The organism is Novosphingobium sp. (assembly GCF_049240505.1).
Classification (GTDB): Bacteria; Pseudomonadota; Alphaproteobacteria; order Sphingomonadales; family Sphingomonadaceae; genus Novosphingobium.
The window spans coordinates 1-14,330 of the sequence record NZ_JBMLSM010000218.1 but is presented as its reverse complement, the minus strand read 5'-3'; the positions used below and the strand labels follow the sequence as shown (position 1 = coordinate 14,330).

Below are 14,330 nucleotides of genomic sequence, written 5' to 3'. Positions count from 1 at the left end.
AGGAGTGTCTGCAATGGAAGTCCTGATCGAAGCCGACGTTGATCAGGCAGCGTCTGAGGAAACTGTCGAGCCAGTCAACAAGTCGGTTATCAAGGCAATGGCCCTGCTTACCGAGTTGGGGTGGCACCCAGCCGGGATCACTGCGACGGAACTTGCCCACAAGATGCGGATGTCGCGCCCTACGGTGTTCCGCCTGTTGCTAAGTCTTACCCAGACCGGCTTTGTCGAGAAGACCGAGGGCAAGTATCGTCTGGGGTGGAAGGTGGCGCGGCTTGGCCGCCGCGCCGATCCCTATGCCGGACTGATCGCGCAGGTTCAGCCCTCTCTTGAAATGCTTGCTGGCGAGTTGAATGAAACGATCAACTATGCCGTGGTCAATGGTGAGACGGCGTTTGAATTGATTGCCGAAGCTTCAGGATCGCGCCTGATCACCCTGTCGGCAGCGTATATCGGCATGGAATTACCCTTGCACGCCAGCGCGATGGGCAAGCTGATGCTGGCTGAATTGAGTGACGAGCGGGTGCGACAGGTCGTGCCGAAATCGCTGGCACGGCTTACGCCCCGGACTATTGCAACCATGCCAGCGTTACTCGATCATCTGACCACGGTGCGCGCGCAGGGCTATGCCATGATCGATGACGAACTGGAGGAGAGTCTCTATTCTCTCGCCGTGCCTATTCGCGCGGCAGCGTCGGGGGCGCTGATCGGGCTGCTATCGATTACCGGGCCATCACCCCGGTTACGCACGGTTGATCCGGCGGTTTTTGCGGCGCGGCTGCGGACTGCTGCAGACCATCTTTCAGGCAAGCTGACCGGCGCGCGCCAGCAGCCGTGACGATGCGATAGGACAGCGGGACCATGAACAAGAAGACTCAACTTCCCAGCAACTTCGAGTTCCGCGCGTTGCAGGCTTTCGTGGTCACCGCCGAACAGGGCGGGATGACACGCGCGGCGGAAGTGCTGGGATTGACACAATCAAGTGTGTCGCAGACGATTTCGGCGCTGGAAACCGCAGTTGGCAAGCAGTTGTTTGATCGGGGCGTCCGACCCATCGTGCTGACCGGGGCGGGGCACGCGCTATTGCGTCGCAGCCAGAAGATCCTTGGTGAAGTGCAGCAGGCCTTTATCGCTGCCGCAGAAGCCGAAAGTGGTGGCCTGGCGGCGTTGTCCATCGCCATGCCGGAAAGCCTTGCCAACGTTCTGGGGCCGCGCCTTTATGCCCGTCGGGCCGAACTATCGCGGTTCTGGCGTATTTCCAACGGGTTGATGCCGGACCAACGTGCCAAGTTCAATTCGCATCTGGCCGACATCATGATCACGGAAGAAGGCAATATCTCCGATCTGATCGGGGTAGAGCGCCATCTGATCCTGTCCGAACCTTATGTGTTGGTCTTTCCCAAGGGCTTCGATCTGCCGATGGAACTGGGGCAACATCTGGCCGAGCGCACAATGATCCGGTTTTCGCTGCGCTCGTCCGCCGGGCGCCAGACCGAAGCGCAGATGGAGCGGTTGCGCTTCAAGTTTCCCATGCAGATCGAATTCGATTCCTGTCTGGCGCAGACCACCGCGATAGCGAACGGGCTGGGGTGGGGCATATCCACCCCGCTTTGCCTGTTCCAGACGCCGCACTTGCTTGATGATGTAATCGTGCGACCAATTGGTCGGGGGGCCTTCAACCGCCGCATGACGCTGATCGCGCGTGACGGGGCGTTGGGCACCGCGCCAGAAATCGTGACGACTGAATGCCGAAGCATTCTTGCCGACGAAGTGTTGCCCGCGGTCGTAGAAAGGTTCCCCTGGCTGGAGGGCACCTGCCAGACCGGGCCGACAGGCTGATACCGCAATTCTTGTCCAAATCGCGAAAGAGCAATCATGGGCTACAAGCGCACTATTCAGGCCGTGGATACCCACGCGGGCATTCCCATGCGGGTCATTACCGGAGGCGTGCCGCATGTGCCGGGCGCCACCAGCTTCGAAAAAATGCAGTGGTTGGAAGCGAACGACGATCAGCTACGCAAGCTGATGCTGCGTGAGCCGCGCGGCTATCCTGCGCATTGCTGCAACCTGATCGTGCCGCCTTCGCACCCTGAGGCTGACGCCGGGTATATCATCATGGAGCAGGTCGAATATCCGATGATGTCCGGCGGCAATACCATCGCGGTGGCGACGGTGCTGCTGGAAATGGGGATGTTGCCGATGCGCGAACCGGTAACTGAACTGGTTCTGGAGGCCCCTGCCGGGCTGATCCATGTGACCGCGCAGTGCCTTGACGGCAAGGTGAAGAGCGTGCGCTTCCGCAACGTTCCCGCCTTTGCCGCCCATCTCGACGCGGTGATCGAGGTTCCGCATCTGGGCAAAGTGACGGTGGATGTGGGGTGGGGCGGCATGTTCTATGTCATTGCCGATGTGCGCCAGTTCAAGGGGCTGGAACTCATACCCGAACACGGGGGCGAGATTGCCCGCGTTTCGGCCATGATCCGGCAGGCCGCGATGGAACAGCTTCCGGTAGAGCATCCGGACTATCCGGGCGTTGGCATCACCATTTCGCAGCTATCTGGCCCTACGGACGATCCCCGCGCGGACTGGAAGAATGCCGTGACGATGGCGTCAGGCCCGCTTTCGTGGGACGATCCTGCCACATGGACGGGCGCGCTGGATCGTTGCCCTTGCGGCACTGGCACGTCAGCCAAGATGGCGGTGCTCCATCCCAAGGGCGAACTACCGCTACATCAGGATTTCCGTCATCAGGGCATTCTGGGCAACGTCTTTACCGGACGGCTGATAGAGGAGACGACGCTCGGTGGCCGCTCTGCCGTGGTGCCGACGATTAGCGGGACCGCGTGGATATCCGGGCTGAATACGCTCGTGCTTGATCACGACGATCCGTTCCCCGAAGGTTATGTCATCGGCGATATCTGGGCCTGAAGATCAAAGGGGCATCGACAAAGGTTGATGCCCCGAAACCGATCAGATTTCCTCCCACGGGAAAGTGTCCAGTCGTTCTGCGCCGTTCTCGGTAATCAACACCTGCGTTTCCAGCTTGATGCTTTCCGACCCTGCTTCCGCAATCAGGCTTTCCACGTTCAGCACCATATTGGCCTCAATGGTTCCGGTGCAGTTCCTGGCGAAATCGGGGTGCAACAGCACAGTCGGCCATTCATCGCACAGGCCGGTGCCGTGGAGCGCCAGAGAATAGCGATAGGGGACGTATTTTTCCGGGATCTGCCATGACTTTTCATTGAACTCGGCAAAGGTGACGCCGGGTTTCAGCAACGCAAGGTTATGGTTGATCTGGTCGAGCGCTGCCGAATAAAGTTCCTTCTGCTTGGCCTTCATCGCCACATGCCCGCAGGTCCACGAGCGCGACAGGTCTGCGCAGTAGCCATAGGGGCCAACCATGTCGGTATCGAAGCTGATCATGTCGCCCAACTGGATGCGATAGTCGGAGCATTCGTTATACCACGGGTTGGTGCGCGGCCCTGCGGTCACCAGCTTGGTTTCCAGCCACTCGCCGCCGCTGCGTGCGTTCTCGAAATGGAGTTCCGCCCAGATTTCACGCTCGGTGCGGCCCGGCTCGGACATTTCATACATGCGCGCCATGCCCGCTTCGCAGACGCGCACGGTCCAGCGCATCAATTCGATCTCGTCCGCGCTTTTGATCGCGCGGGCCATTTCCAGAATTTCCTGCCCATCGATGACGGTGAGGCCACGGGCTTGCAAGGCAAAGGCGCCTGAAGGCTCCAGCTTGTCTATGCCAAGCCGTACCGGACCGGGGCCGCGCTTGACCAAGCTGGCAATCTCGTCCGCCCATTCGTTCATGCGGTGTTCGGCCTGATCACCTGCCGAGAAATAGAGCCATGAAACCGCCGGACGCACTTCATCGATGGCGAACAGTCCGGCATTCAGGTGTTCGCAGCCTTCGAATTCGAACATGATCGCAGGGCCATCAGCCAGCACCAGAGCGTACCGTGCAGCGTTGTGCATGGTCCAGATGCTCATGTTCGAACTGTCAAAGGCATAGCGGATATTGACCGGATCATACATCAGCATGGCGTCACAGTCGTATTCAGCCATCTTGGCGCGCAGACGGCCGATGCGATAAGCGCGTGCACGGTCTAGCACGGCTTGATCCAGCGTACTGATCAGGGGGCGGTCCATGCCATCGGCATTCAGGTAGGATCGCTTGCGCTCATCCTTCATGACTTGCCGTGCAGATGCACTGACCGTGTTGTTCATTGATCGCTCCCGTATTCGGTCATTTGCTTTGACGATTCAGCCATCCCAAGGACTATTCATGTCCAGCGGATCAGCTCTTCGACCCAAGGCAGACTCTCGGTCAGTGGCGGAAAAGTCTGCTCCTGAAGCACGCTTTGGGCCAGTTTTGTAGTGCATTCGGCCAGATCGCCCAATTCCCCTGCGCGTGAGATGACCTCAATCCGGCGGGAGAAGTGGCCCTTTCGCAATGGCTCCACCCGCATCTTGCGCATCAGTTCGGGCTGCGCTGCAAGGCACAGCAGCGATGTGATACTCCACCCCATGCCCAGCGCTACGGTGGTCAACTGCTGGTGCGTGATTTCCACTTCGATCGTGTTGGGCAGCCGTAGCCGCATTCGGGTCAGTTGCTGTTCGATCCGCTGCCCTGTGCCGGAATCCAGCGTATAGCGAATAAACGGCAGTTTGGGGGTAATGTTGCCCGGCTCGGTCGGTCCGTCATAATCGCTGGGTAGCAGCAGCACGAACGGATCTTCCACGATCAACCGATGATCCAGCCCCGTCTCGCGCTCCAGCATATTGCTGCCGGTCACCAGCATGTCGAAACGGCGCGCCAGAAATTCTGCGTGATGCTTAAGCGACAGGCCTGACCGTACGGTCCAGCGATTGGCGCGGTTGCCATATTCCTTCAGCAAGGGCGCGGTCAGGTGTGTCGCCAGGCTTTCGGACATGGCGATGGTGACGGAATCGATCGGCTGGTCGGATTCCTCGCGGACACCATCATAAACCCGCTTGGCCTCGGACAGCAGTTCCAGGCCCTGCACATAAAGCGACCGCCCAGCCGGGGTAATGCCCAGCGGGCGCAGTGAACGGTCGAACAATGCGGCGCCAAGGCCGCTTTCGAGCCGCGCAATGGTTTGCGAAACGGCCGATTGGGTGACGTTCAGGCGCAAGGCGCAGGGCGTCATGCCACCCAGATCCACGGTGAGAATGAACACTTCCAGCGCGTGAAGATCGAACTCCGATGGAAGGCGCATACCCTGATCCGATCATCTTCCTGAAGGCTGAGGGCGCTCTGTCTGGTTGGAATGGAGCGCCCTCGTTGCGTAGCCCGCCGGATCAGGCGCGCAGTGCGGTGTTGTCAGCGTCGAAAGGCGAGTCAGCGATCACGGTGGCGCGATAGCGCTGACCCAGGATCACAATCTCCAATTCGGTGCCTTCAGCGGCATAAGCAGGATTGACCATCGCCAGCGCTATGCTCTTGCCGATGCGCCAGCCGTATCCACCCGAAGTTGCGCGCCCGACCACGTCCTCGCCTTTCAGGATCACTTCCGATCCACGCGCGTCGGCGTCGGTCACGTCGTGGACTTCCATTGTGACAAACGCGTTGGCGAGGCCCTTGTCCTTCCATGCCAGCAGCGCGTCCTTGCCGTGGAAGCCGGGCTTCTTCAGGCTGATGAACCGGTCGAGGCCGCTTTCGTAGGCCGAGTATTCGACCGACAATTCACGCGGGATGAGCTTGTAGCTCTTTTCCAGCGCCATCGACACCATTGCGCGAATCCCGAAGGGCTTGATGTCGAATTCGGCCCCTGCGGCCATCAGCTTGTCGAATATGTAGTTCTGCGTCTCGATCGGGTGGTGGATTTCCCAACCCAGTTCACCGATGAAGTTTACGCGCAGCGCTTCCACGGGGGCAGCACCGATGCTGATGGTCTTGCCGGTCAGCCAGGGGAATGCCTCGTTGGAAAGGTTGGCGTCGGTCAGCTTCGCCAGCACATCGCGCGAACGTGGTCCTGCCAGCACCAGCACGCCCATCGCGGTGGTCAGGCGTTCAAACGTGACTGAACCGTCGGTTGGCATGGCCTTTTTCAGGTAATCGTGGTCGTGCCGCTCATAGGCCCCAGCCGAGACGAGGTAATAGCGCTGCGGGGCCATCTTGTAGACGGTGAACTCGCTGCGCACGCCCCCGCGCGAGGTGAGCAGATACGACAGCGAGACGCGCCCGACTTTCTTGGGAACGGCATTGGTCAGCAGACCGTCGAGCCAGCTTTCCGCACCGGGGCCGGAGATTTCGCACTTGGCGAAGGCGCTCATGTCCTGAAGGCCAACCTTTTCGTGTACGTGGCGGCATTCGGCCCCTACGAAATCGAAGTAATTGGAGCGGCGGAACGACCACTTTTCGCGTACCGGTTCATTGTCCACATCGGGGTGGTTGTGGTTCAGGATGACGTCCGGCTTGTCGAGATCGGCTTCGGAAAGTTCGTAGCCTTCAGGGGCGAACCAGTTCGGGCGTTCCCAGCCGAACACGCTGCCGAACACCGCGCCCAGCTTCTTCATGCGGTCATAGCACGGCGTCTGGCGCAGCGGACGTGCGGCTTCGCGCTCCTCGTCGGGATAATGAACCGTGAACACCTTGGCATAGGCTTCCTCGTTCTTTTCAACAAGGTAACCGCGACCGGCGTAGTCGCCAAAGCGGCGCGGATCGACGCCCATCATGTCGATTGAGGGTTCGCCTTCGACAATCCAGTTGGCGAGCTGCCAGCCCGCGCCGCCAGCGGCGGTAATGCCGAAGGAATGGCCTTCGTTCAGCCAGAAGTTCTTCTTGCCCCATGCAGGCCCGACGATGGGCGAACCATCCGGGGTATAGGCGATGGCCCCGTTATAGACGCGCTTTACGCCAACTTCGCCAAATGCCGGCACACGTTCGATGGCCGAGAGGATGTAGGGTTCAAGCCGTTCCAGCGCGTCGGGGAACAGTTCGTATTCGGCGTTGGGTGCAGGGCCATCAAGATAGCAGGCAGGCGCGCCGACTTCGTAAGGGCCAAGCAGCAGGCCACCAGCTTCTTCGCGCATGTACCATGATGCGTCGGATTCACGCAGGACACCCATTTCGGGCAAGCCCTTGGCGCGGCGTTCCATGATTGCGGGGTGCTGTTCAGTGACGATGTACTGGTGTTCGACCGGCACGACCGGGATATCGAGGCCAACCATTGCGCCGGTCTGGCGGGCGAAATTGCCTGATGCCGATACGACGTGTTCGCAGGTGATATCGCCCTTGTCGGTCGAGACGATCCATTCGCCGTTGGGCTTCTGGGTGATGCCGTTAACCACCGTGTTGCGATAGATTTTCGCGCCACGGTTGCGCGCGCCCTTGGCCAGCGCCTGCGTGAGGTCGGCTGGCTGGATATAGCCATCGGCGGGGTGCTGGATTGCGCCAAGGACATTCTGCGTTTCGCACAGTGGCCATGCTTCGCGCACCTGATCAGGCGTCAGGAAGTTGACTTCGACACCAATGGTGCGGGCAACACCGGCATAGTAGAGGTATTCGTCAAGCCGGTCCTGGCTGGTGGCAAGGCGGATGTTGGATACATTGGAAAAGCCGACGTTCAGTTCGGTTTCCGCTTCCAGCGTGGGATAGAAGTCGACCGAATACTGATGGAGCTTGCCCACCGAATAGCTCAAGTTGAACAGTGGCAGCAGACCAGCCGCGTGCCAGGTGGAGCCTGATGTCAGCTCGTGGCGTTCCAGCAGGCAGACATCCGACCAACCCATCCTGGCAAGGTGGTACAGGGTGCTGACCCCGACCACGCCGCCACCGATAACCACGACGCGTGCCGTAGATTGCATTTCTTGTCTCCAGATTTTCAGGCGCGCGGGCGCTGGGGCCAACGCGCGAAGTTCACACGATCACGAAGTCACGGCGGCTGTCCCCACCCGCTTGCGCAAGTGGAAGGCCGCGACGGCGAAAAGGAAAAGCATGGCGCAAAGGCTTACTTGCTCACGCAGGTCGGGCTTGCTGGCCATCAGCACCAGCACTGCCAGAATGCCGCCGACAAGCGCGTAGCTGACGAAAGGGAAGGCCCAGACTTTGACCGGCAGCGGTTCACCCGCTGCTTCCAGACGGCGGCGCAGGGCAATCTGGCTAAGCGCGATCAGCAGGTAGACACACAGGATGATCGCGCCGGATGACTGCAGCAGGAACACGAAGGCGCGTTCGGGCGAAATTACCGAAACCAGCACCATAGCCATGCCCGACAGTGCGCTGACCAGAATAGCGGTTGTGGGCACGCGACGGCCTGAAACTTCAGCGAAGAGAGCAGGAGCGTCGCCGCGTTCTGCCATTTCGTGCAACATGCGCGACGTGACATAGATCGCCGAGTTCAGGCACGAGGTAACGGCGGTGAAAACCACCACCGACATGATTGCTGCAGCGCCTGGGATATGGATACGCGACATGGCATCCGCAAACGGAGATTGGCCCGTAAGGATCTGGTCCCACGGCACGATGGCCACAATCACGCTGATCGAGCCAAGATAGAAGAACAGGATGCGCAGGGTGACCGTGCGTGCAGCGCGGACCACGTTCTTGGCCGGGTCTGCGGTTTCCACGGCGGCGATAGTCGCCACCTCGCTGCCCATCATCGAGAAGATCACCACAGGAATGGCAGTGAATACAGCCTGCCAGCCTTGGGGGAACAGCCCGCCATGCGCCGCGAATTGTACCGTGATGGCAGGCAAGCCCGGCCCAAAGCCGAAAACATAGCCTGCCCCCAGCGCGATGAATGCGGTGATGGTGGCTACCTTCAGCGCCGCGAACCAGAACTCGGTCTCGCCGTAGGCACGCACCGACATCAGATTGATGCCCGTGGTAATCGCGACCAGCGCTCCGGCAACGATCCACTGGGGCAGGGGGACGACTGGTGCCAGCAGCGCGGCCCCTGCAATCGCTTCGACTGCGATGGTGACGACCCAAAAGTAGAAGTAGAGCCAGCCGTTGACGAAGCCAGCCCAGGGACCAAGGCCCAGCCGGGTATAACCGGTGAACGTGCCGACGCCGGGCCGGGCCACGGCCATTTCGCCCAGCATTCGCATGATCACGAAAACAAGCGTGCCGCACATCGCGTAAGTGAACAGGACTGATGGCCCGGCGATGTTGATCGCCGCGCTCGACCCCACGAAGATTCCGGCACCGATGATCCCGCCCAGCGAGATCATGGTCACGTGTCGCGATTGCAGCGAATGCGCGAGGCTTTTGTGGTCTTCTCCAACCGAACCGGTCATGCGCGGCTTCTCCCCTGATTCCGTCAAATGGCGAAATCTGACCCTTTTCGGGTTCCCTGTTTGCATCTGGATATAAATCGGCACGGGCATCAAGGTGCTATGCATTGAGTAAGGGAAGCTAAGACGTAACATTAGAGAAAATGATGTAGGCATTTGTGCTGCAACCGAATGCTGAGTCGCGGTAAATTGTCCATGCCAGCCGTCGGCCAAAGCTCGTGCGTGCTGACAGACAGAAAATCAGCGATGGATGCCGTACATGACGTCTTACCCCTCGGTCGCCGCCGATCTTGCCCTCGACCGCCCCGGATTTACGCTGCCGCGCGATCTCTATGTGGGCGAGGATGCCTATCGGTTCGATAGCCAGGTCATGCTCAAGTCGGTGTGGCTCTATGCCTGCACCGTGGCGCATGTGAAGAAACCGGGCGACTTCTATGTGTTCGAACTCGGCAACAACTCGGTGATGATCATCCGGGGCAAGGATGGCGAGGTTCGGGCGTTCTACAACACCTGTACCCATCGCGGAGCGCGTATCTGCGGCACGGCCACTGGCAACGCGCCGCGCCTGACCTGTCCGTACCACTACTGGAGCTTCAACCTTGACGGTCGTCTGCTGGCCGCGCGCGACATGCCTGAAGGGTTTGACAAGTCTGCCCACGGTCTGCGTCCAGTGGCGCTGGAGAACGCAGGCGGGCTGCTGTTCGTGTGCCTGTCGGAAAATCCTCCGCCATTCGACCGCGCCGGGCAGGACATTGCCGAACAGATCGGCATCTACAATCTCGACAAGCTGAAGGTCGCCTATGTCGAGGAATTGATCGACCACGCCAACTGGAAGCTGGTGATGGAAAACAATCGCGAGTGTTACCACTGCGAGGGCAACCATCCTGAACTGCTCAAGTCGCTTGACGGCACCGGTTTCGGCAAAGGCCTGCCCGAAGACAACCAGAGCGGTGAAATGACCGGCGACGAACTGGCGATCGAGGCTCAGCGCGCCGAATGGGAAAAGCTTGGCATCTATCGCGAACTGATCGAGTTTCCCGATGGCTGGTGGCACCGCGTTGCCCGCCTCGGGCTGGCGTCAGGCACGGTTACACAAACCCTTGATGGCCAGCCTGCGTGCAGGAAACTGATCTGGCCGCATGGTGACAAGGTGGAAACCAGCCTGTCGATCTGGACCCAGCCCAATAGCTGGCACCACTTCTGCTGCGATCATGTCGTGACGTTCAGCCTTGTGCCACTGGGGGCTGACAAGACCATGCTGCGCACGAGCTGGCTGGTCCATGAAGATGCGGTTGAAGGCGAGGACTACGACGTTGACAACCTGACCGCCGTGTGGCGCGCCACCAATGCGCAGGATGGCCGTCTTGCCGAAAACAACCACGCGGGCATTCGTTCGGACGCCTATCGCCCCGGCATGTACTCCAACGAGGAAAAGCTCGTCGAAGCGTTCAAGAGCTTTTACGTCAAAACGGCCAAGGCCGCGTTGGGCATGGAGTAATGCTGGCGCTCACCCGCAGGGCGCCGTGGCCGGTTCGGATGGTTTTCGGTCTGGTTGAACGGCCTTGCGGGTCGCGCCAATTGCATTGAACGCAATCCCTGCAAACAGGATCGCGCCGCCAACGAAGGTGCCAATGCTTGCCGTTTCGCCCATCACCAGCCAGACCCACAGCGGTGCGAGCATGACCTCGGTATTGGAAAGCAGTGCCAGTTCTGCCGATGGCACAGCCTTGCTGCCAAGCGTGTAGAGGATCATCCCGCCCGCAAGAGTGACAGCGCCCATAAGCAGACACCAGATGATGTCGGGCGTGCGCACCAGAATCGGCTGCCCCAACTGCGCGGCGACGAACATGCTTGCTGACATGGCAAGAGCGGCACCGATTGCGACTGACGGCAGGCTGTCGTCAAGATGGCGCCAACGCAGCGTAATCGTGAAAGCGGCAAAGCCTGACGCCGAAACGAGCGCGGCGATGTTGCCCAGCCAGGCACCGTTGGCGAGGCCTTCGCGCACCATCACAAAGATGCCGACCAAAGCAATCAGAATGGCGATGCGTGTTCTGGCCGACACTTCTTCCTTCAGCACGATCCGCGCCAGTATTGCCGAGATCAGCGGAGAGGCTGCAAGCAGGAAGGCCGCATTGGCAATCGTGGTCGACTGGAAGGCGACAATGGCACCGCCCATGGCGGCAACAAGCGCAACACCGCCGATAAGGCCAGCAATCCCGGCTGATCGCATCGCAGATCCCAATGATCCGCGCGCGCGCCAGCCGATGAAAGCAAGCAGCACGGGAAGCATACCGGACGACCGCCAGAACAACACCGCCCAAGACCCTGCTTCACCCAACTGGCGAATGATCAGTGCCTGAAAGGACCACAGCAGACCGGCTGTCACCACCAGCAGTGCGCCTGTCTTGTATGGCATTTTCCATCCTCGTTTTTGCCAGTGCAGCGTCAGGCTCCTTTCGACTTGCATTTTGAATCAATCAATCGAATAAAATTGAGCATTATGTTCAAGAAATTTGATGAATGATCCAAACGCTCGACCTCACGCTGCTGCGTAGCTTCGTTACTGTCATCGAAACCGGCAGCGTATTGCGTGCTGCCGCGCGGGTCGGGCGCAGCCAGTCTGCGGTGAGCATGCAATTGCAACGCTTGGAAGCCGACGTCGGCCGTCCTCTGTTCCACCGCGAAGGTCGAACCCTGAAACCAAATGCGGCGGGGGAGGAACTGCTGGTCCATGCGCGCCGTCTGTTGCGGCTTTCCGATGAAGCACTGGCCAGCCTGCGGGGGCCGGATCAGGCAGGCCTTGTCCGGCTGGGCGTGCCTGAGGACTATGCCGCATTTCTGCTGCTGCCAGTGCTTGAGCGTTTTTCGCAGGCACATCCGTTGGCGGACATCGAACTGATTTTTCAGCCTAGTACCGTTTTGCTTCAGCAACTGAAGGCTGGACAGATCGACCTCGCTTTGGTCACTCGCGATCCTGATCAGCCCTTTGCCGTGCTTTGCCACGAACGTTTCATCTGGGCCGCCGCGCCCGACCATGCGCTATGGCTGCGCGATCCGGTGCCGGTGGGATTGTTCGAGGCTGGCGACATCGCCCGCCGCTATGCACTTGAGGCACTGCAGGAAAGTGGACGACAGTTTCGCGTCGTTTGTTCCAGCAAAAGCCAGTTGGGCCTGATTGCGGTGGCACAGGCTGGCCTCGCCGTGGTGGGCATTGTGGAATCGTGCCTGCCGCAGGGCCTGATCCGGGTTGGTCAGGCGCAAGGATTGCCCGACCTGCCGCCGTTCGAAATCAGTCTGGTAGAGCGAGGTGGTCCAACCACGGCACTGGCGGCAAGGCTTCAGGCATTCCTGACGCGCGAACTGGCGCGGGAATGATTGAGCGACAGCTTGGGCGCGCAGGAAACGAATGTCTGTTTCCCGCGCGTCCAATTATCGTCCTAGCTGGCGGCCTTTTGCCGGAACACCAGCGCCAGTCCGATAATGGTCAGCGCCAGTCCTGCCAGCGCCAGATGTGACATCGGGTTGCCAAGGAATACCCAATCCATCGCGGCAGTAACCGCAGGGACAAGGTAGAACAGGCTGGTGACATTAACGAGATTGCCCCGCGCGATCAGGCGATAGAGCAGGAAAGTAGCCCCGACCGAAATCACCAGTCCCAGCCACAGAACCGGCCCGATAAAGCCAATGTCTGTTGAAACGCGAAAATCGCCAAACGGCGCGATCATCGCAATGGTGGCAAGGCCAACAATGTATTGCAATGGCAGCATTTCCCAAGGGGCCTGCGTCTCCCGCTTCTGCAGGATCGAACCATACGTGATGCCCACAAGGGAAACGAGCGCGAAGACCACCCCAAGCATCTGCAGTCGCATCGATAGCAATCCGTCGGACACGATAAGTGCCAACCCGCCAAGTGCCAGCAGCAGCCCCGCCATGCGCAGCGGTGTGACCTTCCGCTCGGTCACGAACAGCGTAAGAATGGGCTGCACGCCCAGCATGGTGGCAAGTGCGCCCGGCGTAACGCCGTGGTCCAGCGCCAGCAGATAACAGGTGGAATAGAGGCCCGATATGGCAAGGCCGATGGTTGCAACACGCAGCCGCGTTCCGCGTGCGGGCAGCAATTTTCCGTTCGACAATGCGAACGGAACCAGCACGGCCAGCGCCGTAACATAACGTAGCGCCAGCAATGCAAACGGCGAACCGTGGTGCAGGCCGATTTCGGAAACAATGGTCCCGCTGCTCCACAGCAGGACGAACAGGCTAGTCGGCCCAAGCGCCGACAAATGACGATTGTTCATGGGTAAACCCCGAATGATGATGCAGCGCCCTGCACAAGGGCGCGAAAATGGTGTCGGATCAGTCCGCAGCAGGCGGCGGTGCCGCCGATACGGGCGGCGCGACCGGGGGCGGCGCGGACGAATGGGCAACCACTGACATCATTCGGAAAGGCAGGGGAAGGTGCGACGATCCAGCGTCAACAGTGATGCAGGTCTGCACGATGGTTCCCCTCCAATTACTGTAAATTCGTATCAAGTGGATTGAAGTAAGGCAAGTGCAGCCGGTGTAGTCAGGTTGCGATGTGGAATGCTCATGCAAGCGATAAGATTTACCACTGCACAGCCTTGCCGCGATGAATGAGAAAGCGTCGAGCTTGATTTAGTGAACACTGGTGGCCGTCTAATATCTAGCCTTAGATTAGTTTATGCCGCCTCAGGTGCCTTGTTTTCGCAACGCTGTCTGGCACACATCAGGGCAAGCCTCGGCGGGGAGCATGGGTTTGCACGCCCCACCGGTTTCCACACCCAGATAAAAGATGGATTGCGCCATGAAGACCCTGGTCTGCGTGAAGCGAGTGATAGACTACAACGTGAAGCCTCGTGTGAAGGCGGATGGTTCGGGAGTTGATCTTGCGAACGTGAAGATGAGCATGAACCCGTTCGATGAGATCGCGGTTGAGGAAGCGATCCGTCTGAAGGAGAAGGGCGTGGTTTCCGAGATCGTGGCTGTGTCTGTCGGGCCTGCCAAGGCGCAGGAAACGCTGCGCACGGCGCTGGCGATGG

12 protein-coding genes are annotated in these 14,330 nt (G+C 59.8%); 6 read left to right on the top strand and 6 right to left on the bottom strand.

Going from position 1 to position 14,330, the window contains the following annotated elements; all coding sequences use genetic code 11:
- Positions 1–13: 13 nt before the first annotated feature.
- Genes ACOVQ0_RS17740 through ACOVQ0_RS17730 form a run of 3 tightly spaced genes read left to right on the top strand, consistent with a single transcriptional unit; the run spans position 14 to position 2,925 of the window.
- Complete coding sequence (locus tag ACOVQ0_RS17740; RefSeq protein ID WP_421887534.1) at positions 14–835, top strand: IclR family transcriptional regulator; 822 nt, start codon at positions 14–16, stop codon at positions 833–835.
- 23 nt (positions 836–858) lie between these two features.
- Positions 859–1,836 carry a LysR family transcriptional regulator gene (locus ACOVQ0_RS17735; RefSeq protein ID WP_421887531.1) on the top strand — a complete coding sequence of 326 codons (978 nt, stop codon included), beginning with the start codon at positions 859–861 and terminating at the stop codon, positions 1,834–1,836.
- Between the two features lie 36 nt (positions 1,837–1,872).
- Positions 1,873–2,925, top strand: a complete 1,053-nt coding sequence (locus tag ACOVQ0_RS17730) for a proline racemase family protein (protein ID WP_421887528.1) — start codon at positions 1,873–1,875, stop codon at positions 2,923–2,925.
- Between the two features lie 42 nt (positions 2,926–2,967).
- On the opposite strand, the gene ACOVQ0_RS17725 is transcribed toward ACOVQ0_RS17730, so the two are convergent.
- The 4 genes from ACOVQ0_RS17725 to ACOVQ0_RS17710 form a co-directional block, all read right to left on the bottom strand.
- On the bottom strand, positions 2,968–4,236 hold the full coding sequence (locus tag ACOVQ0_RS17725) for a M24 family metallopeptidase (protein ID WP_421887525.1): 1,269 nt from the start codon (positions 4,234–4,236) through the stop codon (positions 2,968–2,970).
- 56 nt (positions 4,237–4,292) lie between these two features.
- The gene (locus ACOVQ0_RS17720; protein WP_421887522.1) at positions 4,293–5,249 is read right to left on the bottom strand and encodes a LysR substrate-binding domain-containing protein; all 957 of its coding nucleotides are present in this window, start codon (positions 5,247–5,249) and stop codon (positions 4,293–4,295) included.
- Positions 5,250–5,331: 82 nt separating this feature from the next.
- A complete protein-coding gene (locus ACOVQ0_RS17715; protein WP_421887520.1) occupies positions 5,332–7,839 on the bottom strand; it encodes a GcvT family protein in 2,508 nt (835 codons plus the stop codon).
- A 60-nt stretch (positions 7,840–7,899) separates the two neighbouring features.
- Positions 7,900–9,273, bottom strand: coding sequence for an amino acid permease (locus ACOVQ0_RS17710; RefSeq protein ID WP_421887517.1), 1,374 nt, complete (start codon positions 9,271–9,273; stop codon positions 7,900–7,902).
- A 256-nt stretch (positions 9,274–9,529) separates the two neighbouring features.
- On the opposite strand from ACOVQ0_RS17710, the gene ACOVQ0_RS17705 reads away from it, so the two are divergent.
- Positions 9,530–10,768: an aromatic ring-hydroxylating oxygenase subunit alpha gene (locus ACOVQ0_RS17705; RefSeq protein ID WP_421887514.1), complete on the top strand. Its 1,239-nt coding sequence runs from the start codon at positions 9,530–9,532 to the stop codon at positions 10,766–10,768.
- Between the two features lie 9 nt (positions 10,769–10,777).
- Here the strand turns inward: ACOVQ0_RS17705 and ACOVQ0_RS17700 are convergent, their stop codons facing one another.
- Positions 10,778–11,689 (bottom strand): DMT family transporter, encoded by a 912-nt coding sequence (locus tag ACOVQ0_RS17700; RefSeq protein WP_421887512.1) that lies wholly within the window; start codon positions 11,687–11,689, stop codon positions 10,778–10,780.
- Between the two features lie 104 nt (positions 11,690–11,793).
- Between ACOVQ0_RS17700 and ACOVQ0_RS17695 the strand changes: the two genes are divergently transcribed.
- Positions 11,794–12,648: a LysR substrate-binding domain-containing protein gene (locus tag ACOVQ0_RS17695; RefSeq protein ID WP_421887509.1), complete on the top strand. Its 855-nt coding sequence runs from the start codon at positions 11,794–11,796 to the stop codon at positions 12,646–12,648.
- Positions 12,649–12,710: 62 nt separating this feature from the next.
- Here the strand turns inward: ACOVQ0_RS17695 and ACOVQ0_RS17690 are convergent, their stop codons facing one another.
- Positions 12,711–13,568, bottom strand: a complete 858-nt coding sequence (locus ACOVQ0_RS17690) for a DMT family transporter (protein ID WP_421887506.1) — start codon at positions 13,566–13,568, stop codon at positions 12,711–12,713.
- Positions 13,569–14,095: 527 nt separating this feature from the next.
- On the opposite strand from ACOVQ0_RS17690, the gene ACOVQ0_RS17685 reads away from it, so the two are divergent.
- The coding region (locus ACOVQ0_RS17685; protein ID WP_421887503.1) for an electron transfer flavoprotein subunit beta/FixA family protein at positions 14,096–14,330 on the top strand (235 nt) is incomplete at its 3' end.